Origin of the sequence: Lacihabitans sp. CCS-44, assembly GCF_024343735.1 — a bacterium.
Lineage (GTDB): Bacteria > Bacteroidota > Bacteroidia > Cytophagales > Spirosomataceae > Leadbetterella.
The window spans coordinates 1-26636 of sequence record NZ_RJUE01000053.1 but is presented as its reverse complement, the minus strand read 5'-3'; the positions used below and the strand labels follow the sequence as shown (position 1 = coordinate 26636).

Sequence of the window (26636 nt, the reverse complement as noted above, 5' to 3'; positions counted from 1 at the left end):
GGGGGGCCTCCCAGGAGATGTTTTCATTTTTTGCTGTTTTTTTTAAAATTAGCTAAGTTTAAATCAGAAAGTTGGTTTTTTACAAAAGTCAAATCATCATTTTCATGTAGGATATCAACCAGGGATAGGTTCTTATAAATTGTTGTTTTTTCGATTTTTTTTTGAGTTAGTCCAATTTTCGTAACAAATCTTATAAAATGAGCTATTTCTTTATTGTTGAGTGAATTAAAATCCACCCCAGCCTCTTTTAAAAGTAGCAAAATTGCGATTATTTGCCTTTTTAATGTATACTCTGTGGCTTCTTCTATATGAGGTTCACCTTGAAATTTTTTAATACTTTCAATATAGTTATTTAATTCTGTAACATAGAAAATCTTCATCAAGTGTTTAGAAACAAACGATTTCCAATGTTTTTCAAACATCAAATCATGATTTTCTAGAAAATATGATATATCGATTGAATTTAAATACTCAAATGAAAATTGTGGTTTTTTAGAAAAGAAATCAAAGTCTCTCTCAAAATCCCCTGAAATTGCTGAAAGTGAATCATTAAATCCAGGAATGTCATTTAAGAAATCTTCAAATTTTATCTTACAAAATTCAATTAATTGTGTTCCTCCAAATTTATTAAGCTCTTCATTTAAAATATCAACTTCATTATCAATAATTGTATTCAAATGCAATTGTTTTAACCTTTTCTCCTTGTACTGTTCTTCAAAACTAAACATTTTAAGTTCGAAACTTTTCTTAGTTTTTGCCAATTGCTTCGGATAAATTTTGCTTAAAATTTCATTAAGTTTTTTTGAATTGATGATAGATAAAAGAATTCTTTGTCCTGAAAGCGATTTTGAATAAATGGAAATCGAATCTTCTTGTATAATCTCGGAAATTTCAAGAAAACCTGCCTTTAGCGTTACATTATTTTTCAATTTTTCTATACCTTCCTCGCTATTTAGAATTTCCAAATATACGTTTTTCCCTTTTTTATATTTACAATAATCTTTGATATACTTAGCAATTATCTCTTTTTCATTAGGTAATAATCCTTCTAGATCTTCATTTTCAATAAAATGAATAAATGGATTGGAATCTAAAAAATGATCATAGGTAGAAAAGGATATAATTGAAGGAAACAGGCCGCCTGATTGTTGGTTTAATAAGTTGTATTTTTCTTCAGTTGTCATCTTTGTTTACCGAATAGGGTCTTATTTTAGGGATAAATTACCAGATATGTTTTTTCTAGTTTACCAAATACTCGAAAATTTTCCTAAATTTATGAAAAAACTAATTCATGCCTTCAATTTATTATGCCTACGACAAAGTTGAATTTAGATGTGACGCAACAGGCCATTTTGGCTTGTATTTAGACTTCCATTTGGTTTGGTACGAAACAATGCTAAAAGAAGAAGGGAAGTCAGTTAATGTTTATAGAAACTTCATGCTTATATCCAAAGGGGATGGTTTTTCTAGAATTCCTAAAACCATTTTTTTTGACGAACAGACACTTTCTTTAAGCCATGTACCCCTTAAATTGGCGTTTCGAAAAAATGGTGGCATAATGCCTCTCTTGTGTCAAATTTTAAACCCTTTGACAGTTTACAGTGGAAGTGTCTCCATTAGTAGAGTTGACATAGTATCGTTTACCGAGGTTTTGCGGAGGTTAACCATTTGGGGTTATGAAGATGTGAGAGACAATTTCAAACAGTTTGTAAGATTTGAGGAATTTTCGGGCTACACAGAAGAGCAAATGCTTGAAACAGACAATCTTTTGAAATTAAAGAAGCTATTGGACAATCTATAAAACATGGCAACAAACAAACACGCCACTATACGCTACCATGCTCTCGACAAATGTTTCAGCAATTTTGGCCGGAAATACTTCATTGATGATTTAATATCAGCATGTAATAGGGCTATTTTTGACCATGCAGGTATTGAAGATGGTATCAAACGCCGACAAATATTTGATGATATTACTTTTATGGAAAGTGAGGCTGGCTGGGCTATTCCTTTGGAAAGGCACAAGGATGGTAAAAAAGTGTATTATCGATATGAATCCAAAGACTTTTCTATCAAGAATCAGGGAATTAACGAAACAGAAGCTCGACAACTACAAGAAACCATCATGACATTGTCCCGATTCAAAGGTATGCCACAATTTGAATGGATAGAAGAATTATTGATTAGACTAGAAAGCTCATTTAATATTAAAAATACCAAATCTGCGATTGTTGGTTTTGAACAAAACCTTTACCTAAGAGGACTTGAACATTTCTCCAGGATTTTTGAGGCGATTCAAAATCAAAAAGTACTGAACATTGTTTACAAAAGTTTTAAAAATCCAGAAGCTAATAGACAAGAAATACATCCATATTATCTGAAGCAGTACAACAATCGGTGGTTTTTATTTGGGATATCAGAGCAATATGGCACAATTTCAAACCTTGCTTTAGATAGGATACAAGAAGTGAAAGAATGCAATTCCAAGTATTTGCCCAACCAGACCATTAACTTCGAAGAGTACTTCGATGATGTAGTTGGTGTAACCATATCAGGCGAAGAGCCACAAAAAGTATTGTTAGAAATAGAAGATTCACTATGGCCTTACATTGAAAGTAAACCAATTCATGGTTCTCAAAAATACAAGGGCAAAACAGAAAAAGGAGTCCAAATTGAATTGAATCTTCAAATTAATTATGAACTAGTAGCAATAATTTTTGGGCTAGGTGAGAGGGTAAAAGTGAAAGAACCCGAAAGTTTATTAAAAGAAATAAAAGAAAAAATTAAAAAGCTTTTTGAAAACTATTAATATCTGTGCAGTTGTAGTGCACAGATTGGTTTTACCTTTGTAAGGTAATATTTAACAGATTATATGACTAATACTAAGGAGGATATCACCAATGGTTTTTGGAATTTAATTAATTCTTTGAGAGGAAGAATTGAAATTTCTAGCATTCTAAATCAAATTCTTACTTTAATTTTTTTGAAGTATTTATATGATTTAAAGAGATCAAACATATTCCACAAATATTTTTTATCCTACCCTGATCAAGTTGATGCAATATTTTTTGGAACTAACAATTCTTCTGATGTACATAATGCTCTAAACAGGATAATGTTTTCATTTTTTCAAGAAAACGGTCCTTTGCTTGGCCACCTAAATATTCAATACGTAATTGATTTCGCGTCAAATGAAGACCGGGATTCTGCCGAATTTATTTATTTCAACACTATTGAATTCTTAAATAGTATTAATTGTAATGTTGACCGAGAACCACATAATGAATCAATTTTGAGTTGTCTGTTTGATCAAACATTAAATTTAGTTTCTCAAAATTTTGGCAAGACGTCAGGTAATATCCAAACCCCTACTGAAATTAATTCACTTATTGCTGAATTACAGTTTAGAGATGAGAACAACGAATCATTAGAAATATATGACCCTACCTGTGGAAATGGAGGTTCTTTGGTAAGTATTTCGTTAAAAGCAAAAAATGCCAAGGTTTATGGCCAAGAAATCAGCTATAATGGTACCTATTTAACGGTTTTGAATCTGCTTATACATGGCGTTAGAAATTATGAAATTACAGACGGAAGTGTCCTCAATAACCCTCGATTCCTGGATGAAAATAATAATGTTAAAAAATTTGATATTATCGTAAGCCATCCTCCTTTTGGATTGAAAATGTGGAATGAAAATCCAAATTTCGACTTTTTTAATAGGTGGAATGATAAAACAGGTATTCCATCAAATAATAATGGAGATGGTGCCTTTATCTTGCATAATATAAAATCTCTTAGAATTGGTGGAATTGCCTATTGCATTATACCAAATGGTTTTTTTTACAAAGAAGGAGTCGACAAAAAAATCAGGGAATATTTAGTTGATAAGGGCTTCATAAAGGGGATTATAGCATTGCCTCCTAGATTGCTTTATGCTACTTCTATACCTTGCAGTATATTAATTCTAGAGAATAATCCTAGTAAACCTTCGAATGACATTTTCCTAATTGACGCCAGTGGTGAGTTTTCAAAAGAAAGGTTCCTTAACAGGCTAAATGCTGGCAATATTACCAAAATAGCGGACACTTGGCATAGAAATGACGAAATAAGCGGGTTCTCTAAAAAAGTAAGCATCGAAGAAATTGTAGAATCAGATTACAATTTACAGATAACAAGATACACTGATTTTGTTGGTTTAAAAGAAATCCCAGAAGGGTTTAAAGCAATAAAGTTATCAAACATACTTTCTACTTTACCAAGGGTAAGAGAAACCAATGGACTTGGAAAAATTATTAAAATTTCCAATTTGTCCTCGGACCCTTTTCTCTACGAATTAGATTATAGTATATTGCCAAACGCCGAAATCAATAGGAATTTTGTTAAAATCACATTGCCTTGTCTGTTATTGTCAAAGCGATTTAACAAACTGAAGCCAAGTTTCATAAAAGCCTCTGAAGAATATCCCGTGTTCATATCTCCAGAAATTGAAGCTTTTAAACTTGACAATGAATCGGTAGATATTTCATTTTTAGTTTTCCAATTGTATAACGATTATACACTGAAACAGCTAGAAAATTCTTCCACTGGTGACATAATGCCAATGATTAGAACAAATGACCTTTTAGCTATTCAAGTCCTGGTTCCAATCCTAGAAATTCAAGATTCTCTGATAAAACAAAAAGCTTTAGTAGATGGTGCGAGGATTCAGGAGGATAAAAGTAAAATAGAGAAGCTTCAGCTACAATCTACAATAGACAGGTTACTAACTGAGCGATTGAATGATTTTCAATGGAAACTACACGACATTCGGAATGGTGAGCTATTGCGTTTAAAAGGACAAATTACAACATTGGATGTATTTTCTGATTTAAATCCTGACTTGTTCAATAAACCTTTTGTTGAAGATTCAGGTGAGACATTAAAAACACTCATTGGTGGAATTTATAAAAGCTATCAAAATGTAGCAAACTTTTTATCTGACTTATACGATTCATCTAGCCAATCCATAGTTAAAGAAGAAATTGATGTTTTGAAGTTTCTTGAGGATTTTTGTGAAAGACAAACTAGTCTTGCAGGTAATCTTTATCAAATAATCTATGATGACATTGATGTATTAAGAAAAGACTATGAGAAAAGAAAACTTACTATCATTTGTAATAAAAAAGATTTAGAAAGCATACTATTTAATATTTTTGAAAATGCCATAAAGCATGGAGAATTTGCAAACTCTAATAAAACCAATAGAATCAGAATAAGCCTTACCATTGATAATTCCATTCAAACTATTACCATTGGAATATTGAATAACGGCAGAAAATCTAGTATATCGGAATTGGACTATTTTGCCGATGGTGGTAAAGCTGGCCCAAATGCGAATTCAGGAAAAGGGGGACATATTGTAAAAACTTTAGTTGAAAGAAATAATGGAAAGGCATCTCAAATAAATTATTTTGACAACAAAGTTGAGGACTATACCTTTGAAATTAGTTTACAATTTAACTTAGAAAAATCTCATGGCTTATAAAGTATTGATTATTGATGACCAACATCACCAAGCTCCATTAGAAGAAATAAAAAAACTAGCTAAGCTTTTCAAAATTGATTTAGTTGGAGAAAGATTTCACGTGAAGGGAATTGAGAAATTAAAGAATGATGTTGCTTTCGAATATCAAGCGGTAATATTAGATGCTACTGGCTTTAAAAAGTCGGATATTGAAGAAGATAACCAAACCAATAGAGGCTTGTATTATTCTTTAAAGGAACTAAGTGAGCATAAAGCTAAAAGGCTTATTCCATGGTTTGTTTATACTGGAGCTCCAAGAAACCTAGATAACGAAGATTTTATTGACAAAATTGCAGAGTATCAAACCGAAATTAAATTTGGAAGAAAAGAACTTTGCTATTACACAAAAACAGAAGATGAAAGAGAGCTGCTTGAAGATATAATATTTGAAATTGAAAAGATTTCGACTACTCAAATCGAATATAAATACCGAGAGGTCTTAATGGATTGTAAAAAGATTGGAGTAGGTTCAGAACTTATAGGTAATCTAATACAAATATTAAAATCTACCCAGTCCAATAATCTCGATTTGGAGCCATCTCTTTATTTCACACAATTAAGAATGATACTCGAATATGTTTTCAGGGATGCGGCGAAACTAAATATTCTTCATGAAAGGTGTATTACTGATGGGAGAGTAAATTTAACGGAGTCGAGTTTGTTTTTGGCTGGAGAAAGGACAAAATATTTAAACGTCAGTTGCTCAAAAGCCCATTTCTCCAAAATAATGGCTGACAACATAAAGAATTTAATATTTATTACAGGAGCGGCTTCGCATACATCTGATGTAAATCCTGCAGAAAATAGGGATTATCAAGATTATCATAGACAGGTAAATACTCCTTATTTGCTATATCAATTGGTCTATATTTTGTGTGATTTATTAATTTGGTATGATGCTTATTCAGAAAAAAATAATGATATAAATAAAAACAAAAGTTTATGGGTTGAAGGACCATTGACAAGTTCAGTGGAGAATCATGAACCATTTACTGGTGCATTAAAAAAAGATACTAATGGAAATTATCATGTTGGACATGCTTTGATGCCATACAGTAAGGTAGAAGGAAATTTCATGATAGGCGATATGTTTGAAATAACCAAAACAATCGTAAATGACAAGAGTACCAAAAATATTTACCCCTATTTTGTAACACATTTTAAAAAGATATAAACATCAATGGCCAAACAAGAAAAACAAAAATCCATAGAAGAAACCCTTTGGGACTCTGCCAATAAGCTTAGAGGTAGTGTAGAATCAGCCGAATACAAACATGTAGTACTTGGTCTTATATTCTTGAAGTTTGCCAGCGATAAATTTGAGGAACATCGAAAGGCAATGATAGCCAAAGGGCAAGAAAAGTACATCGAGATGCCAGATTTCTATGGAAAGGAGAATGTTTTTTATTTAGATGAAGCGTCTCGTTGGAGCTACATCATCAAAAACTCTAAGCAAAACGACATTGCTTTAAAGATTGATACAGCACTACATAATATTGAGAAAAAAAACAAAGCCCTGAAAGGTGCCTTGCCTGATAACTACTTTTCTCGATTGGGTCTAGATGATACAAAACTTGCTTCGCTGCTTGATACCATCAATAAAATTGATACCTTGGTAGACAAAGCTCAGGATATTGTTGGACGAGTTTATGAATACTTTTTATCAAAATTTGCCTTGGCCGAAGGTAAAGGCAAAGGAGAATTTTACACCCCAAAAAGCATAGTAAACCTCATTGCTGAAATGATAGAACCCTATAAGGGCATTATCTATGACCCTGCTTGTGGCTCAGGTGGTATGTTTGTGCAGAGTATCAAGTTTATCGAGGCACATCATGGCAACAAAAAAGAGATAAGTATATATGGCCAAGAATATACCAATACGACCTACAAACTGGCTAAAATGAATTTAGCCATAAGGGGAATTACAGGTAATTTGGGCGAAAAAGCCGCAGATACCTTTGCCGAAGACCAACACAAAGACCTCAAGGCTGACTTTATTATGGCCAACCCACCATTTAACCAAAAAGACTGGCGAGCTGAAAACGAACTAAAGGACGACCCACGTTGGCGTGGCTATGATGTGCCACCAAAAAGTAATGCCAATTACGGTTGGATTTTGAATATGGTATCTAAACTTTCAGAAAACGGTATTGCAGGTTTTATTCTGGCAAATGGTGCTTTGAGTGGTGGCGGTGAAGAATACAAAATACGCAAAACCTTAATTGAGAATAAATTGCTTGAGGCCATTTTGGTATTGCCTCGAAATTTGTTTTATACCACTGATATAAGTGTTACGCTTTGGATTTTGAATAAAAACAAAAAAGCACAGAGCAAAACCATTGGTGATGAGCAACGCCAATTCCGTGACAGAGATAAAGAAATCTTGTTTATGGATTTACGACAAATGGGAGAACCATTCGAAAAGAAATTTACACAGTTTTCTGATGAAGATATTCAAAAAGTAGTAAGCACTTACCACCAATGGCAAACCAAAGAAATTGAAAATATACCAGAGTTCTGTTATTCAGCGACAATAAACGAAGTTATTAAAAAAGATTTCTCTTTGGTGCCAAGCAAATACATAGAATTTGTAAATCGAGACGAAAACATAGACTTTGAAGAAAAAATGAAGGCGTTGCAAGGAGAATTTAAAGAACTTCTAGACGCTGAAACCCAAAGCAAAAATGATTTATTGAAGGTATTTAAAGAGCTAGGATATGAAATCAAGCTATAAACCACTTGGACAATACATTCAGCCTGTTGTTGGGCGAAACAATGACCTCGGGGATTTGCCTTTGGTTGGTTTGAGTATTCATAAAAAGTTTATTCCATCGATAGCCAATACGGTTGGGACAGATATGTCAACTTACAGGATAATAGAAAAGAACCAGTTTGCTTATGGGCCTGTAACCTCGAGAAACGGAGATAAAATCACCATTGCTTTGTTTACTGATTATGAAAAGGCATTGATTTCTCAGGCATATATTCCATTTGAGGTAAAAGACAAAAAAGAACTTGACCCCGAATATTTAATGATGTGGTTTCGCAGACCAGAATTTGACCGTTATGCAAGATTTAAAAGCCACGGCAGTGCAAGAGAGATATTTGATTGGGAAGAAATGTGCAATACGCAACTCCCCATCCCCCACATTGACAAACAAAGAGAAATCGTAAAAGAATACAACGTTATCCAAAACCGCATAGCCCTTAACCAACAACTGATACAAAAACTTGAAGAAACCGCACAGGCTATTTATAAGCAGTGGTTTGTGGAGTTTGAGTTTCCAGATGTAAATGGGAATCCTTATAAAAGTAGTGGCGGTGAAATGGTTTGGTGCGAAGAATTGGGGAAAGGCATTCCATTGGGTTGGGAATTGAAATGTTTAAAAGATATTTCTGAAATTAAGACAGGACCATTTGGTAGTGCTTTGTTAAATGAGCAATACATTTCAGGAGGAACCCCTGTGATTACAGTGGAACACATTAAGGACTTTAAAATCTCGAACTTAGATTACCCATCCGTTACAAAAGAGGATTCAAAAAGATTAAAGGCATATGCCCTTTTGGAGGGCGATATTATATTTTCAAGAGTTGGCTCTGTCGATTTAAGTGCCTTAATCCAACCAGAAAATGAAGGTTGGCTATTTTCAAGTAGAATGCTTCGATTACGCCCTAAAAAAGACAAAATACATCCTATTCTGCTTTCTAATTTTCTAAAACTTAAAGAAACTAGAAATATGATAATTAGTCTTTCAGTAGGATCAACAATGCCGTCAATTAACACTGAAATTTTAGCTGGAATTCCATTTTGTTATTTTCCCAATTTTATTGGAGATAAAATATCAAATGTGTTTGTGAAATTTGATAAGCTAGTCTCGATTCATTATCTAGAAAACCAGAAGTTAAAAGAATTAAAGGAGTTGTTGCTTTCGAGGTTGGCGACGGTGGAATAAAATAGAAATACATTAAAAACCGAAAAGTGATGGAGTTCAATTTTTCAAAAACTTGGTTTTCAGTCAAATGCCCCAAATGCTTTTACAGCTTTGATATTCAGACTTTTGATATTATTAATGAATCAGTGGTTTATTGTAATAATTGCAAATGCCAAATTGAAATAATTAATGAAGATGCATCAGGCAGCAGAGCTAAGAAACAAATTGAAAATTCAATAAAAGATTTAAACAACACTTTAAAAAACTTATTTAAATAATGTTTTACAATCACCAACTCAGAACCAGTCTGCAAGAATGGAGAAACAGATTTTTGAAATCTGACTTCGATACATTTAATAATAAACTAAAATTCCTTTTTGATAAAATTAAGGGGGAACCAATTATTAATAATTTATTAGCTGATCTATCATCAAACTTTCCTTTTCCAAAAGAAACTATTAAAAAAATAATAGATGACAGGAATTATGAATTTGAATTTAAATCTGAAGAAGAATCTGCGGCATTTAATTTTCAGCACATTATATATATTCTTGAAGAAGTGAAAGACCCACGTTATTCATTTAATATGGGAGTTAAGGAAACTTTAGAGCATATAAAAGATAATATGGTAACCCCGTTATTTGAATATTTACATGACCAATTAGATGAGATTAGTTACGTATTATATATTATTGAGAAATATAAACTAAAAACTGAATGGTTTACTGGTAAAGAGCTAATTAACAGGTATAAACAAATTAAGAGCAACTTTGAAAACCTTTTGGAAGATGATTTGCGGCTTTTTTTGTTCGAACAAGGAATTGATTATCCGTTTTCCACACCAAAATCAACATCAGGAAGAGCTGATATTGTGAGCTTAATTGACACAAAAGATCCATTAGTTTTGGAGATTAAAATATATGATTCTGAAAAAGGTTATCGAAAGGATCGAATAATAAGTGGTTTCGCTCAAATTGTAAAATACTCAAATGACTATCACAAAAACACTGGTTATTTGGTGGTTTTCAATTTAGATGCTACAGAAATAATAATAACAGGAGCAGAAACTGATAAGCATTGGCCAAATAGGTATTTATTCAATGGAAAAACGTATTACATAATTTTTATCAATTTAAACAATGATGTTTCAGCAAGCAAAATTGGAAAATTGAAAATTGAAAATATAAGTTTTGAAGAACTGACCAGTGAAGTCAAATAAAATCAAATTTGATGTTTTTATTAGTTCTACAATTTAATTAAATCGATATTCTAGAAAATGCGTTTAAAAAATAACTATTATGAAAATTGACAGAATAGAAATCTCGAACTTTAGATCTATAAAGGCCGCTTCTATAAAATTGGATAGTAATTGTATCATTCTCATCGGTAAAAATGAAGCTGGGAAAAGCAATATACTAAAAGCTATTGCTTCGGTATTCGGTGAATATAAAATTAGCGAGAGTGACAAGAGAAAGAAAATCAAAAACGAAATTATTGAAAACTATTATGTTAGAGTCATTTATAAATTGAGCGATAATGATTTAAAAGAGATTGAAGATACAATTTTGGAAAACTATTCAAACATTGAAGCTATCAGTTTTGATAACAATTACACACTAACCAACTTTATTAAGTTTCATTTCTCGGAAATATTACAAACTGTTTCAATTCAGGCTGACCCTGAAATTAAATTATCATACTGGGCTACGAAAAATAAACCCTATAAATTTAGCAAAGATTTATTTTTAACAAATAGTAAATTTTTTAATCATCCAGATGAAGGAAAAAAAGTTGAATTGGTATCTGAAATATTTGCAACAATTAAAGAAATTTTTGGCATAAATCACACAAAATGCCACTATTGGAAATATTCTGATGAGTTTTTATTGCCGGATAGGGTAAATATTGTTGAGTTCACCACAAGACCTTCCGAATTCAAAAGTCTTCAAAATATATTTAGTTTATGTGGCAGAAATACGATAAAAAAAGAATTTGAAGATGCAAAATTACAGGATGGAGACTATTCTAACCTATTAGATCAAGTTTCTGAGGGAGTAACAGAAGTCTTTCAAAATATTTGGGAAGATTTAAAAGAAACCAAAATTTCTCTAATTCCTGATGGAAACGAAATACTAATTAAAGTAGTTAATAATGCAAAATATACCTTTTCTGACAGAAGTGATGGATTTAAAAAATATATTAGTATCCTACTTATGTTATCAACTCAATCAAGATCTAATATCATCGGAAATGAAGATATAATCCTAATTGATGAACCGGATCAAAGTCTTTACCCAACGAGTGCATTTCATTTAAAAGAAGAATTATTGAGAATCTCAGAAAAAACTCCAATAATTTATTCTACTCATTCTCAATATATGATTGATTCAGAAAGGATTGATAGACATTACATAGTAAAAAAGCATAAGGATATTACAACAATTGAAAAACCAAGTGAAAATTCTCCATTCGGAAATGATGAGTTATTACGAAGGGCAATAGGTACATCGTTATTTGAAGTATTAAAAAATATTAATTTGGTTTTTGAAGGGTGGTTAGACAAGGAATTCTTCTTAAAATACTGCGTATTAAAAAATAAAAGTAAAGATTTTAATAAATACGGAATGACTTATTTAAAAGGAATCTCTGTTGCGGAAACAATTATTCCAATTTTAAATCTTGCAAATAAAAAATATATTATAATATCTGATTCAGACCAAATTTCAAAAAGTAAAAGGAAAGAATTAGAAAATACATATAAAGACCCAAATGGAAGCTGGGTTTCATATGGAGATATTGATAATTCAATAGAAACTTTAGAGGATTTCTACAATAAAGATTATTTTATAAAAGAATTAAATGAATTTGGAAAATTTAAAATCAATGTAGAACATAAGAATAGTCATATTATTGAGAAATTAGATATTGAAAAATCTCTAAAGCAAATTTTCAAAAATAATTTAAAAGAAAACTTTTCGGAAAATGATATTTTACCAGCTTTTGAATTGTTTTTGACGAAATTGAATGAAAGCATAAAAAAATTAAAATAGAAAATAATAACTTTTTAATTATTAGAGTAATCAATTACAAATAACACACCTTTACAAATGAACAGCTTATTGAATCAATATATTTAATGCTAAATTTTATTGAATCACATTCATAAATGAAACGAAGTGTACCAACGGTAAATTAGGTCTGGCGTCTGCTGAATTGATGGGTTTAGAATGATAATAAAGAGATTAAAACAATGGCCAAAAAAGAAATCAATGAAAAAACCTTTGAGCTTAATATCACAAGCGAATTGCTCAATTTGAGCAAATCGTTTCTGTGGTATTTGCAAGAATCCCCCGTTTATCAAAAAATACCACCTACTGTTTTTCAAGATTTATTAAAGAAATCAACATTTTTTGCCGAGGGATTAACTCAAAAGGAGGAGGCAAATATAGAAAGTGGTGGTTATGATGTTTCAATTAATTTTCCAGCAGCAAACGGTATCGAGAACAGGCTTATGATCCTCCAGTTTAAGTCAGGAAGTAGATGTCAATTTTCAAAACTAGAAGGTTCTTTATTTGAGAAATCTAAAAATACAGATCCCGAACATGTTTTGTATTCTTTCAATGATGATTCTCAAAAATCACAACATGCAACATTAAGAGCTTTGGCTGATAAAGGTGATATTAAACCAGAATCGGTAATGTATGTCTTCCCCAGAGTTACAGAAAAGTCAGATTTTTATAGCAAAGTGGGGGAATTATTGTATCACACTTCATTTGTTCCGGTAAAGGAACTGGATAGGCAGGCTGAATTAAAAGATAAAATAATTGTAAATGGGAAACGGCATAAGTTTAGAGTTAATTATAATGGGAACAAAAGCGAGGTAAACTTACTACTTCTTCTTTTAGATCCAAATCCAAACATATTAAATGATATTTTATCAGAATTGATTTGTGTTCAAATTGAGCGTTTTGTAAAAATTATTAGCATCGAGGACTTGGATTTTTATCAGGAAATTATCGAAGCCATTAGAGTTGCCATCATAAATTTTGTAGAAAATTATGCGAGCTATGACACACTTCTGCCAAAAGTCATGAACGGCTCGTCTATAAAAATTGAGGTAAATAAATACTTAGATCAATTAATAAACTCTCCCAATAATATACCATTTGCACCATCAAAATATACCACCATCATTCCCCTAAACGGTTTAAAAATGGAATTTGATAAAACAATTGATTTGTCAAAAGTGGCGTATCAGATTTTCTAATTTAATTTTTAATTCTGGATGAAATGAGCATGGACTTGTACATCCGCCTGCTGGAACTTTATATAACCATAGACCCTGAAGGTGCGGTGTTTTAATGGGAGGCTTTTGATGGGGAGGAAGGGTAATGAGTGAATGAAATGATGGAATATTACAATCAAAAAACCCTTTTTCGATTCAAATTTTAATCTTGGCATTATTTTGTATTAAATTAGCATGAATATCAGTTTATAATGATTACCCGAATAAACATAGAAGGCTACAAAAGCATCAAAAGCATGGATCTAACCCTTGGACCCATCAATATCCTTTTGGGTGCCAATGGAGTGGGTAAATCCAATTTTGTCTCTGTTTTTTCATTGGTGAAGAATATTCATCGGCAAAATTTTCAAAAATTTGTTCTTTCTAAAGGCGGAGCAGATGGTCTTCTACATTTTGGAAAGAAAAAAACGCAGTTAATTAAATTAGAAATTGAATTTACTAATTCTGATACCAATAAGAACAGATTTTACATCGAACTTGGAGTAATTCAGAATACCCTTTTCATAAATACACTTAAAACCGCATTTTTAAGCAAATCGACCTGGCACTATAAAGAATTTGACAGCAATACAATGGAAACAGTATTTGCTGATGTCCCCTTTAGTCAAGCTCATTATGTAAATCAGCGACTGAGAGAATTCGACGTATATCATTTCCATGATACCAGCGATACGTCGCCTATGAAAGGTATTTCGAATATCAATGACAATTTCCGACTTAAGCCAGATGCCTCCAATTTGGCGGCTTACCTGTATTTGTTAAAAATAAAGCATCCAAAACATTTCCAACGCATCGAAAAAATGGTGCAAACTATTGCCCCGTTTTTTGAGCGTTTTATTTTGGAGCCCGACCGCCTCAATACCAACAACATACAGTTGGAATGGAGAGAAAAAGGCCAGCCAGAGGGATATTTTAATGCCTATCATCTGTCTGATGGTACTTTAAGGTTTATTTGTTTGGCCACATTACTTATGCAGCCAGAGCCACCCGCTACCATTATCATTGACGAGCCAGAGTTGGGCTTACATCCTGTAGCTATCAATAAGCTTGCGGCCATGGTACGAGCAGCCTCCGAAAAATCACAGGTGATACTTTCTACTCAGTCTGTCAATCTGATTGATAATTTTTCACCTGAAGACATAATTGTTACCAACAGAACTACTGAAGGGTCAACATTCGAAAGACTTCATGAAGAAGATTTTTCAGAATGGTTGCAAGAATATACGCTTGGAGACTTGTGGGGTCAAAATAAATTTGGAGCTCAACCTTACTCTGTCTGATGAAAAGGCTAGCGTTTATAGTAGAAGGAGATAGTGAAATAATTCTAGTCGAGAAGTTAATCTTGCCGTATTTAGTAAGCCTTGGTTTCAATATACCTATACATGCACAAACTATTACAACAAACAGAAAACAGTTTAAGAAAGGTGGAGTGGGGAGTTTTGGGAAATATAAAAATGAAATCACTAGAACTTTAGCACAAGGAAACGTAATTGTAACATCCATAATAGATTTTTTTAAGCTGCCTACCGACTTTCCTTCTTTTAGCATTGATGCTAGTAAAATAACTGAAATTGAGTCAGCTATCCATTCAGAATTAGGAAATCATCCCGATTTTATACCATATATTCAGAAACACGAATTGGAAGCTTTAATGTTTTCTGAAATGAGTGGGTTTGATTTTGTTATTGATTCAAATGAAAGTTTAGAGCAGATTAATCAAATAATGATTTCATATCCTAATCCAGAAGACATTAATAATTCGCCCCAAACGGCTCCTTCTAAAAGACTTGAAAACATATTCAAATATAAAAAAGCATTTCATGGGGATTTGATATTTGAAATGATGGATATTAAAAATATATTAGAAAAATGTCCACGATTTGCTTCATGGATAGAAAAGATCGTCAATAAATTACAAGAATGATTTAAGAATTTAAAAAGCCATGAAATTCACAGAAGCAAAACTTGAACATTCATTCACAGAGCTTTTAGCGGTTGAAGGCTATTCGCATAATTTGGGTATTGCTCTTATGCGAAGACCCGAAGAAGTATTGATTGAGGAAGATTTGGCCACATTCTTATTATCACAATATGATTCAGAAGGGATCACTCCCAATGAAATCAGGTCTATTATTCTACAGCTAAAGTCACTTCCTTCATCAGACATTTACGAAAGTAATAAAACCTTCTTAAAAATGCTTTCTGACGGCTTTATATTAAAGCGAGAAGACCGTAGCCAAAAAGATATTTATATAGAACTGATAGATTACAAGGGTTTGAATAAACATTTGAAACCCAAAGAAGAACAATTGCTTAAAGTTTGGGCAGAAGAAGAGCAAGAATATGGAAAGGATAGCAATATTTACAAATTTGTAACACAGCTCGAAATATTGGGAACCGAAAAGCGGATTCCAGATGGGATAGTTTATGTTAATGGATTACCCTTAGTAGTTTTGGAGTTTAAAAGTGCCATCAGAGAAGAAGCTACAATACATGATGCTTTCAAACAACTCACAGTTCGGTATCGCAGAGATATTCCAGAGTTGTTTAAATACAATGCATTTTGTGTAATCAGCGATGGGGTTAATAATAAAGCAGGGTCTTTCTTTGCACCCTACGATTTTTTCTATGCATGGCGGAGAGTAGCTGGTCTTGCCAAAGAAGTTGACGGTATAGATAGCATGTACACGCTCATTCAAGGCATGTTCAATAAAAACCGTTTGCGTGATATCATTAGAAACTTCATATACATACCAGATACCTCGAAGAAAAACGAGAAAATAGTTTGTCGGTATCCACAATACTATGCTGCGAGGGCATTGTTTGATAATATAAAGCAAGCTCAAAAACCTGATGGCGATGGTAAAGGAGGCACATACTTTGGAGCCACTGGTTGTGGCAAAAGTTTTACGATGCTTTATCTCACAAGGTTGTTGATGAAAAGCGAATATTTTGGAAGCCCAACCATCGTATTAATTACAGATAGAACCGACCTTGATGACCAGCTATCTGGGCAATTTACGAACGCAAAGAAGTTTATTGGTGACGATACCATAGTGAGTGTAGAAAGCAGAGCAGATTTACGAGCATTGATACAAGGCAGGCAAAGCGGTGGAGTTTTCTTAACCACCATTCACAAGTTTACAGAGGATACCCAGCTATTGAGCGATAGAACCAACGTGATTTGTATTTCAGATGAAGCACATAGAAGCCAGACAAACTTAGACCAAAAGATAAAAATAACAGAAGAGGGGGTTTCTAAAACCTTTGGATTCGCCAAATATTTGCACGATTCTTTGCCGAATGCCACATTCGTTGGCTTCACTGGAACGCCCATAGATGCTACTCTCGATGTTTTCGGTAAAGTAGTTGATGCTTACACCATGACGGAGTCAGTGAAAGACGAAATCACGGTCAGGATTGTGTATGAAGGTAGAGCAGCCAAAGTAGTACTCAACAATAGTGAACTAGAAAAAATAGAAAAGTATTACGAAAAAGCAGCAGAGGCGGGTGCCAACGAATACCAAGTAGAGCAGAGTAAAGAGGAATCGGCAAAGATGAATACCATACTTGGTGATCCCAAAGTACTAAAAGACTTGACCTTGGATTTTGTGACTCATTATGAAAATAGAATTGCGGAAGGAGCAACTGTAAAAGGCAAGGCGATGTTTGTTTGCAGTACAAGAGAAATTGCCTACGAATTTTACAAAAACGTAATAGCACTCCGGCCTGAATGGAATGAGATAAAAGTTGCGGCAGATAATGCAGTGCTGACTGAAGAGGAGCAGAAACAAATAAAACCTATGGAAAGAATCAAAATGATTATGACCAGAGGTAAAGATGATGACGAGACACTTTATAAGCTATTAGGCACCTCAATTTATAGAAAAACACTTGACACTGAATTTAAAAACGAGAAATCTAACTTTAAGATTGCCATTGTTGTAGATATGTGGCTTACGGGCTTTGATGTACCGTTTTTGGATAGTATTTATATTTATAAGCCTATACAGCAGCATAATTTGATTCAGACAATATCAAGAGTAAACCGCAAGTATGAAGGTAAAAACAAGGGTTTGGTGGTTGATTATATCGGTATAAAAAAACAAATGAATCTGGCCCTAGCCAAATACAATAAAGGTGATGAAAACAACTTTGAAGACATAGCTGAGTCATTAATCATCGTTAGAAATCATCTGGACTTATTAGCTAAGCTTTTCCATGGTTTTGATAGCACCAAATATTTTAAAGGCACCACGTTGGAGGCATTGAACACTTTGAACCTAGCAGCAGAATATGCCCAAAAAACCAAAGAGTTTGAAACCCGATTTATGGGCATGGTGAAACGATTGAAAGCCGCCTATGATATTTGTGCAGGAAGTGAAAGCTTAAAACAAAAAGAAAGGGACTTTACGCATTTTTATCTAGCTGTGCGGTCTATTGTATTTAAGTTAACGAAGGGGGAAGCTCCAGATACTGCACAAATGAACGCTAGAGTGAGGGAAATGATTAAAGATGCTCTAGAAAGCGACGGTGTTCAGGAGATATTTAAAATGGGTGAAGAAACAGAGCATGACCTTTTTGATGAAGATTATTTGGCCAAAATAGATAAGATAAAACTACCCAATACTAAGATAAAATTGTTGCAACAATTACTTGCCAAGATTATCGGCGAAATTAAAAAGGTAAACAAAGTAAAGGGTGTTGATTTTTCAAAAAAAATGCAGGCATTGGTTGAAAAGTACAATCAGCGAGATGAAAACGATGTATTACGAAGCGAAGTTTATGAAGAGATGGCTGAGCAGCTAACCAACCTGATTTGGGAAGTTCATAGGGAATTCAAAGCAGGGGACGCCCTAGGAATTGACTTTGAAGAAAAAGCTTTTTATGACATATTAAAAGAGTTGTGTGCGAAATATGACTTCAAATACCCTGACGAAAAACTAATAGAGCTAGCCAAAGCAGTTAAGGACGTAGTCGATGCCCAAGCCAAATTCCCCGACTGGAACAAACGTGACGATATAAAATCTGCATTGAAAGTGGAACTTATCCTACTTTTAGATGAGTTTGGTTATCCACCAGTAGAACGTGACGAAGTATATATCGAGATTTTTGAGCAGGCAGAGAATTTTAAGAAGAATAGGTAGGTATTTGCGTTTTACGAACCTACCCAGCTACACTGTATTATTTTTATAGGTTATTCAGTTTACTCTATTTAAATTAGATTGATGGTTCATTTACCTCCCATTTAGTAATACAGTTTTCTTTCGATTTCAGAAAATATCGCCAGTATGAAACGCCAGCCATATTTCATCTACTTTGTTGTTTTAGTTCTACTGTGATAATAGGGTGTTGGTTTGTAATAGTCTATTTGTGGAATTGGGAAATAAATTTTTTAATTCATCTATTCGTGAAGTATACGCCTCCATAGAGGCGATTGAATTAAATGTTGTTGTGACATGAAAATCATTTTTTCTAGAATTAGCATTATTCATTAAAAACCCTTTGTCGGAGGTAAGATAATAATAGTTCGTTAGTAAAATTCTCTTGTGGAAATTGTGAGCTAAAATCTCTAACTTTAGATCGTAAGGGTAGTTTTGGAAAATCAAGCCTATTGACTCCTTTAATTCATCGTCATTAAATGTTTTATTTGCTGTAATTATTGTCAAATGATATTCTATAATTTGTTCTTTAGGTAATATTTTCGATAAAATTTTTCTAAAATTTTCTCTTAAATCCTCAATGTTTTGAGAATTTTTGAAGAAATAATCATCAGTAATTATCATGGAATTGTGTGGATGTTTATGGTACTTATGCAAGAAATCAAAATTTTTAAATGTGTTATTAAAGTTATAATTATATGAATTTTCAACAAATAAATCTTTCAGCCGTGACTTCTCCTCAAAATTGAGTGACCAATTCCCTAAGCTAGAATGAGTTTTATCGATATATGTTCTATCCTTATCAATTAAATATAGACCTGTGTATAAGGGAAGATTATTGGAAGTAAAACAAGACTTAATATTGCCTTGACGCATTAGTTTTTTTACATAAGGGTTTTTGGAATTTGTAATTTCGTCAACCGATAAATCAAGATAAACAATTGAATTCGAAAAGATTAGCTCGAACAATTTTAGAATAAAAAATTCACCAGTTTCCATAAAAGTTAGTAAGTCTAATCCAGAAAGTGATTTGATGAATTTATCCAAAAAGGCGAATTCGCAAAGTATTTGAGATTTGTGTTGCATTCAGTTCTTGTTATTGAGATTAAAAAGGCTGATTGCTAAATTATCAGATTCATCAAAAAAACCAGGGTAAAAATTCTTTGAAAGACCACCATTTTCGTCAATATCAATCCTTTTTACTATTTCTGGGTTGTCGTCCGTAGCTTTTCTAAAATTATAAATTACTGTATCTTCGGCTTTAAAATCTTTTTTTGCTACTAAATATTGAAGTTTCCTAATAAGGTATTCACTGTGGGTTTCGATTATGAATTGAATGTCGTACTTTTCATAACATTCTATAAATAAATCAGCTAGTTTTGATTGGAGTGCAGGGTGCAAGTTGGTTTCTGGTTCTTCAATAACAATTATTGAAGATTTATAATACCACCTCATTTTATAATCAGGTTCATTTTCTGTAACATTTATCGCTATTCGCAATAATATTGGAAGCAATTGACTAATTCCATAACCTACATCAGCTAAAAATATGAGAGAATTACCTATAGACAGCTTTACTGTTGTTAATGATGTATTTTCGTCAATGTCAATAAAAATGTCATTTGCTATTTCAAACTGTAATAGGTTCTTTTTTAAAAAATATAATGCTTCTTTGGATAATCCAATTTTATTGATTTTTTCAACGCATGTTTCAAAAAAACTTCTTTCCTTATTATCAAACAGAATTCTTTTTATATTAGATCTTAAGGATGGTACAAACTCAAGCTGACTGTAGGTTTCAAATAGAGAACTTATTGCGGAATTTATTCCTTTGAATATAAATTCGTCAACAAAAAAATCCATCATAAAGTATTTAGTCAAATAATCATTATGAAGATACATTGTTTGCAATGTGGATTCCTCTGATCTTTCAAAGTTTTGAAATAGTATTGGTGGTTCTAATAAAGTCCAACTAAAGAAGTCATTTTTTTCAGTGACATCGTTATAGAATGGAAAAAAACTATTTTCAGTCATTTCCTTAAGTTGTAGTTTCAATAAATAATCTTTCCAATTTTCACCATACTTGGCAAGTAACTCCTTTTTATATGATTGTAATCTGATTAAAGTATCTATGTAATTTTCTTCTGGAATTATTTTTTTTAAATAATCCTCGTTAATGAACACAAAAAAAGGCAGTATTGAACTATTTAATCTGCTTTTTGAGGTTTCCAAATCAGCTTTTTCAAGAAAATCTGGAGTTTTTAGTTCTTTAAAACCTATCAAAAAAGATTTAAAAGAGCCAAAATCTACTCCATAATGCTTATAAGTCAAATCGTCTAATACCTCTTTTTCGCCGTTTTCATCAATTTGTGTTAATAAGATTCTTTGAACGTTCCAATGTCTATTAATCAATTTTTCATTTGGCACTATTTTAATATTATTATATGAAAAAGTATCAATCCATTCGTTTTTATCATAATCATACCTCTCGCGAACTTTGAAAAAATTTGTTTCGCTTTCTTCATGATTGTTTTTTATAGTACCGTAATTATTAACCAAAATATCATGAAGTTGGGTAAAGTCAATTTTTAAATGTTCTTCAAAGTGGTTTTTAAAAACAACTGGGTTTTCTGGATTATCTTTTCTAAAAACTTTCACTTCAAAAATATCTAACCCATTTTTCGATTTACTCGACTTCTTGTAACTAATTGTTATTCTTAAACTCTCTGTAGTTCCTGGTATAAAGAAAGGATAGGAAAATGAGATGATTTCAGACTCATAATTATTGTTATTCTTGATATTGTTAAATCCCCCTAGTTCAAGGCCTTTGGAGATTTCTATGTTCATAAAATTTGCTACTTTGTTTATGAAGTTAATTCTAAAATCACCCTTTAAAAATTCAATAGCTTTTATTAAGCTACTTTTGCCACTGCTATTTGTACCAACTAAAACTGTGATTGGCTTTAAATCGAAGCTAGTATTTTCTTTAAAGACTCTAAAATTTTCAACTCCAAAATAATTCAAATGTGCCATATATTATTTATTAAACCACCAACTAAAAAGCTCATTTTTTGCCCTTGTAACCGCCGTGTACATCCACGCATGGTCGTTGGAGTGTAATTTGTCAGGGGTAATAAGTACTCTTTTCCACTCACTTCCTTGGGCTTTGTGGCCAGTGAGTGCATATCCATAGCTAAGTTTCATAGCGTTCATATAAAGGTCGTCTTTGGCACGTTGCGATGCTCTAAAGACAGTGTTTTTTATCATTCTATCATTTTTGAGGTATTTGATGGACTCAGTATCCACTTTGGCAGTAGGATTATCAAGCGAATCTATGAAAACTTTGGTGTTTATCCTTATGTTTTCCTCTCCATTCTTGAAAATTATTTCGGCATCTTTGAATTTTAGGCCTGCTATTTCCTCTGTGTTGTCTGACAAAGAAGCTATCACCCCCATATTGCCGTTTACCATTTGGTAGGTGGTGTCCATCCAAGCACTTCGAAGCATTACTACATCTCCAACACAAAGCGTAAAATGTCCGAAACCCAATTTTTCTCTGATTCGGCGGTTCCATTGCTGAACTTGATCATTGGATTTACAAATCATCATGATTTCATCTAAGTGTTGGCAGTCAAAAAAGGTGGTGTAATAGTCCAATGCTAAAGCCTCGCTTGCCAGTCTTGGTGGCCTTAGACTGTATAAACTAATATTGTTGTCTCTAGCAGTTTTTATTTGGTTGGCCAATGTCAACACAGGTGAGTCACCAGCTTGTCTGGTAATTTCAGTCAATTGGACCTGCTTCACTGTCAACTCGAAAATTTCATTAATACGTTTTGCGGAGAGTGCTATAGATTCGTCTTCCAAAACGGGAGTTAATTGGTAAGCATCGCCTAAGAACACTATTTGGTTTAGAGGGCTTCCCGAAAACACAAATCGCATCAAATCGAATAAAAGAGGATTGGTAGAAATGTACTCTCCTGAGGATGCATTTTTTGCAGGAATCATCGAGGCCTCATCCACAATATAAATTGTCCGAACCTCAGATGAATTTCCTTTGAAGTTGAATTTTACACGTCCATCTTCTAGCTGTTCAGGATGATAAACCAATTGATGTATAGTCTGCGTTTCCAACCCAGATTTTGATTTTAGAATAGATGCAGCTTTGCCAGTAGGAGCTAACAGTATAACTGGAAGATCGAGGTGGTTTAAATAATCAACCACAGCCTTTGTTAAGGTGGTTTTACCGGTACCAGCTGAGCCACTTAAAATAAATACTCTATCCTCAGAAGCATTTTCTATAAATTCCTCTAACTCATAGAGAGCTTTGGCCTGCGAATTGGTAGGCTTGAAGCTAATGTTTTCGAAAATAGAAACTGAAGTAGAAGTATTCGCCATGAATCATTTTTTTTGTGATGCAAAAGTGATATTATTTTGAAGATGTTGAAAACTTCAGCTACATTTATAGAGTAGTTGAACTTACATTTATGGCAAAGAAAAGTGATAGTGTTTTACGTATCAGAAGAATCTTCGAGATTCACAAAATTTTAAGAAATAGAGAAGGAATTTCAGCAATTGATATTGTTGAAAACCTTTTAAATAAAGGTTATGAAACAAACGAGAGAATGGTGGCATCTGATATTGCCGACCTACGACTTCTGGGAACGGAAATATCTGCAAATAGACACAAGGGTTATTGGTATTCCAAACCTTTTTCAATGTTGGAGGCACTTGAAGGAGTAGATAGTGGTAATATGAATGAGATTTTGGCTTTTGTAAGGAAAAAGACCAACGATGAGCTATTCAAAGTTAATCTTGCAAAACTCTTAATTGACCTTGAGCAAGAGGTCAGGAATCCAAATATGGAAGAAAATCCATACATACAGTTTGAGAAGGTGGAGCTAAAAAACATTGAAAAACTGGATTTGTATTATAAGTATATCACCGAGAAAAGAGTTTTGGATATAGACTACCATTATTTTGGAAGTATGGAGCCAGCAAAAATTACTATTGTTCCCATCCAACTTAGGGAATATAATAACAGATGGGCTCTTATTGGATTTTCAAAAGAGAAAAACGATTATCAAAATTATGCTCTGGATAGGATAATGAATGAGCGGTTTAGTTCTGAAAGTCTTTCAGGTAAAAGTACCTTTGATGCTCGAAATTACTATAAAGACGTAATTGGTAATAGTGTTGACAAAAAAAATCAGGTAGAAACCATAAGGTTTAAAGTTAAGAAAAGTAGGGCTTATTATGTTGCAACCAAGAAATGGCATCATTCCCAGACTAATCATGTGGAATTAGAGGACTCTACTTCCATGACCTTTTCTCTGCGAGTAATTCCAAATCGTGAATTCTGGGCCAAAGTTATGGAGCATATCGAAGATATCGAAATTTTGGAGCCTAGGTGGATGGCGGAGAAGTTTAGGGAAAGGGTTAGGAGGGTTTGGGAAAGTGTAGTGGGTAATTTATAATTTGTACAGTTTTTTATGAAAAAAACTGTACAACCAGCTCTAGGTTTCTATTTTATTTTTGCTAACTAAGTATTTGATAACTTCTATTCTATTTCGTTTTTATTGCCTATTATGTAATTGACACCCATAAGTGTTTATACCATATACTTAATAGTAATTAATTATGTTTTTCTATGGATAAAATTTTGATAAAAAACTATCAGATAATTTAAAATAATAGTGGTTTACGAGAATTAATTTGGGTTAATAGGGGAGAGAAATTGACCTTTTTTACAAATTCAAGCTTGCGTCATATTTGACTGAATCATCAAATGAATCAAGATATATTTGGGTAATAGCTTCAGATTTATGACCCATCATTTCGCTTATTATTGCTGTAGAAACAAAGGATTTCTTTAATGTAGTAGCAAATGTATGCCTCGCAACGTATGAGGTAAGTTTTTCATCGACCCCTGCAAATGAGCACAATTCTTTTAGGTTTAAATTTACTTCTCGAAGTGTTTTTTTTAACCTATTGGCAATAGTCATTGGTTTTATATGCCTTTGGCTGTCTAGGAATGGGAAAATGTAGTTTTCCGGGCCATAAGTCAAACTTTTATATTTGTTAATAATATCAACGGCTTTTGGGGGTAGTTTAATAGTCATTTTTTTGCCCGTTTTGCTTCGTAAGTAGTCCATTATTATATCCTCTTGAACTATCTTTAAATTTTTCCATTTCATCAATGCAACGTCTTGAAAATTTGTACCCGAGCTATAATAGCTAAACATAAAAAAGTCTTGAGCAAGTGATAGTTTAGTGTTTGCTGTCGTTGGAATATTTTCAATCTTTCGGACATCTTCTTTCGAGATCGCCCTTTTTTCGGTTTCGTTTTTTAAGTGCGAAATAGAATAATCCGAAAATGGATTTTCGCCTTTACCTAAAATTTCTTGATCAATGGCTTTATTTATTGTAGCCCGAAGAGTTCGGAAGTAAACACTCATAGTATTCGGATTTAGTCCTTCCGTTTTTAGATGTTGTTCAAATTTCGTGAGGAAGCTCTTTTTGATATCTGTAAATTGAAGTTTCCTATCTCCGAGGTAAAGCTTCAAAACCCTTCTTAGGTCGTTATAGACTCTGGAATTTCCAATCTTGCCCACCGCTTTTAGTTCCTTTATTATTTGGTCAAGAAATTCAAAAACTGACAGCTTATTGATTTTTTTGGCAAGTTTGGTTTTTACATCTTGTGAGGAAAAACTTATGTTTTCATTTTCGATATTTAGCAGAACTTTGTTTGCTTCGGCTTTTTTCGCTTCAATTAAAAGTGTGAGTTCTGTAAAGAGTGGGTGTTTTCTTTTGGGCATTTCTTTTTTCATGTCCCAAAGCTCTTGATTACAACTATGACCCACCGCCAAATATTTGGTTTGCCTATCTTTTATTATCCGAATCATGATAGGATGTTCTCCATTTTTTAATTTTTTGGATTTATATAATACTACACTTGCTGATGCCATTTGATTCTTTTGTTTTGTTTCTGGTTTAAACATGGTTTAAACAAATGTATAAAAAAGCAAAATATTTTCCAAATTATGAAAAAATAAATGTTCATAAAATGCTTATAATAAATAAATTAAAAAAAATTAGAAAATATTAAAAAAATAAAGCTTACTGCCTTACAAGCAGAGGGTCGGGGGTTCGAATCCCTCAACTCCCACATTGTAAATTATTTAGCTTAAGGCACTTATATTTTTATAGGTGCTTTTTTATTTATTAGCGATTGATTGTATCAATACACATCTTAGAGTGGATCAATCCAAAAAGTTGGGGGGAATGAAAAAAGTTATTTATTTTGGGATCAAAATGATATATATTGAACCAAGACCTTATCCGATTACTTCTACCAGAAGGCTTATTTGAATATTTTGAAGTAGTTAAAGTAGAAAAAGTAGAAAATTCTTACAATATCCATATTACCGAACTCAACCTTATTCCCAAAGAGTTCGATGGTCAAAAGCTTGAATCCAAAGGTTACTTTGAGGAAGAAACAGTTAGGGATTTCCCACTTCGTGGCAAGGCTTGTTTTCTAAAAATCAAGCGACGTAAATGGCTCAATCATGATAGTGGAAAAATAGTCTATAGAAACTGGAATTTAGTAGCCTCAGGAACGCGAATGACATCGGAATTTGCGGCTTTTTTAAAAGGAGCTCTTGGATAATACG

Annotated in this window: 19 protein-coding genes; 14 read left to right on the top strand and 5 right to left on the bottom strand. The window is 32.8% G+C overall.

Features of this window, described 5'->3' with window-relative positions:
- Positions 1–23: 23 nt before the first annotated feature.
- Positions 24–1184 (bottom strand): hypothetical protein, encoded by a 1161-nt coding sequence (locus tag EGI26_RS08450; RefSeq protein WP_255077696.1) that lies wholly within the window; start codon positions 1182–1184, stop codon positions 24–26.
- Between the two features lie 107 nt (positions 1185–1291).
- Between EGI26_RS08450 and EGI26_RS08445 the strand changes: the two genes are divergently transcribed.
- From EGI26_RS08445 to EGI26_RS08390, 12 genes are all read left to right on the top strand, one after another.
- Entirely contained in the window at positions 1292–1801 is a 510-nt protein-coding gene (locus EGI26_RS08445; RefSeq protein ID WP_255077695.1) for a hypothetical protein, read from the top strand.
- 3 nt (positions 1802–1804) lie between these two features.
- Positions 1805–2809, top strand: coding sequence for a YafY family protein (locus EGI26_RS08440; protein ID WP_255077694.1), 1005 nt, complete (start codon positions 1805–1807; stop codon positions 2807–2809).
- Between the two features lie 306 nt (positions 2810–3115).
- Positions 3116–5527 (top strand): N-6 DNA methylase, encoded by a 2412-nt coding sequence (locus EGI26_RS08435; protein ID WP_255077693.1) that lies wholly within the window; start codon positions 3116–3118, stop codon positions 5525–5527.
- Positions 5517–6740, top strand: coding sequence for a hypothetical protein (locus EGI26_RS08430; protein ID WP_255077692.1), 1224 nt, complete (start codon positions 5517–5519; stop codon positions 6738–6740). The genes EGI26_RS08435 and EGI26_RS08430 overlap by 11 nt, the downstream gene beginning before the upstream one ends.
- A gap of 6 nt (positions 6741–6746) precedes the next feature.
- The gene (locus EGI26_RS08425; protein WP_255077691.1) at positions 6747–8300 is read left to right on the top strand and encodes a class I SAM-dependent DNA methyltransferase; all 1554 of its coding nucleotides are present in this window, start codon (positions 6747–6749) and stop codon (positions 8298–8300) included.
- The gene (locus EGI26_RS08420) at positions 8284–9519 is read left to right on the top strand and encodes a restriction endonuclease subunit S (RefSeq protein ID WP_255077690.1); all 1236 of its coding nucleotides are present in this window, start codon (positions 8284–8286) and stop codon (positions 9517–9519) included. Before EGI26_RS08425 ends, EGI26_RS08420 begins: the two co-directional genes overlap by 17 nt.
- A 310-nt stretch (positions 9520–9829) precedes the next feature.
- Positions 9830–10717, top strand: a complete 888-nt coding sequence (locus EGI26_RS08415) for a hypothetical protein (protein WP_255077689.1) — start codon at positions 9830–9832, stop codon at positions 10715–10717.
- 79 nt (positions 10718–10796) lie between these two features.
- Positions 10797–12548, top strand: a complete 1752-nt coding sequence (locus EGI26_RS08410; protein WP_255077688.1) for an ATP-dependent endonuclease — start codon at positions 10797–10799, stop codon at positions 12546–12548.
- A 200-nt stretch (positions 12549–12748) separates the two neighbouring features.
- Positions 12749–13765 (top strand): hypothetical protein, encoded by a 1017-nt coding sequence (locus EGI26_RS08405; RefSeq protein ID WP_255077687.1) that lies wholly within the window; start codon positions 12749–12751, stop codon positions 13763–13765.
- A gap of 230 nt (positions 13766–13995) precedes the next feature.
- Positions 13996–15084, top strand: coding sequence for an AAA family ATPase (locus tag EGI26_RS08400; RefSeq protein ID WP_255077686.1), 1089 nt, complete (start codon positions 13996–13998; stop codon positions 15082–15084).
- Positions 15084–15728, top strand: coding sequence for a DUF4276 family protein (locus EGI26_RS08395; protein ID WP_255077685.1), 645 nt, complete (start codon positions 15084–15086; stop codon positions 15726–15728). Before EGI26_RS08400 ends, EGI26_RS08395 begins: the two co-directional genes overlap by 1 nt.
- Before the next feature lie 19 nt (positions 15729–15747).
- The gene (locus EGI26_RS08390) at positions 15748–18951 is read left to right on the top strand and encodes a type I restriction endonuclease subunit R (protein ID WP_255077684.1); all 3204 of its coding nucleotides are present in this window, start codon (positions 15748–15750) and stop codon (positions 18949–18951) included.
- Between the two features lie 186 nt (positions 18952–19137).
- Here the strand turns inward: EGI26_RS08390 and EGI26_RS08385 are convergent, their stop codons facing one another.
- From EGI26_RS08385 to EGI26_RS08375, 3 genes are read right to left on the bottom strand one after another with little or no spacing between them, the layout of a single operon-like run.
- Positions 19138–20052, bottom strand: a complete 915-nt coding sequence (locus EGI26_RS08385) for a hypothetical protein (RefSeq protein ID WP_255077683.1) — start codon at positions 20050–20052, stop codon at positions 19138–19140.
- Positions 20053–21999, bottom strand: a complete 1947-nt coding sequence (locus EGI26_RS08380) for an AAA family ATPase (RefSeq protein WP_255077682.1) — start codon at positions 21997–21999, stop codon at positions 20053–20055.
- A 3-nt stretch (positions 22000–22002) separates the two neighbouring features.
- Positions 22003–23361, bottom strand: a complete 1359-nt coding sequence (locus EGI26_RS08375) for an ATP-dependent RecD-like DNA helicase (protein ID WP_255077681.1) — start codon at positions 23359–23361, stop codon at positions 22003–22005.
- Between the two features lie 89 nt (positions 23362–23450).
- Between EGI26_RS08375 and EGI26_RS08370 the strand changes: the two genes are divergently transcribed.
- Complete coding sequence (locus tag EGI26_RS08370) at positions 23451–24440, top strand: YafY family protein (RefSeq protein WP_255077680.1); 990 nt, start codon at positions 23451–23453, stop codon at positions 24438–24440.
- Between the two features lie 270 nt (positions 24441–24710).
- Here the strand turns inward: EGI26_RS08370 and EGI26_RS08365 are convergent, their stop codons facing one another.
- The gene (locus EGI26_RS08365; RefSeq protein ID WP_255077679.1) at positions 24711–25931 is read right to left on the bottom strand and encodes a site-specific integrase; all 1221 of its coding nucleotides are present in this window, start codon (positions 25929–25931) and stop codon (positions 24711–24713) included.
- 356 nt (positions 25932–26287) lie between these two features.
- Between EGI26_RS08365 and EGI26_RS08360 the strand changes: the two genes are divergently transcribed.
- Positions 26288–26632 (top strand): transposase, encoded by a 345-nt coding sequence (locus EGI26_RS08360; RefSeq protein ID WP_255077678.1) that lies wholly within the window; start codon positions 26288–26290, stop codon positions 26630–26632.
- Positions 26633–26636: the final 4 nt, after the last annotated feature.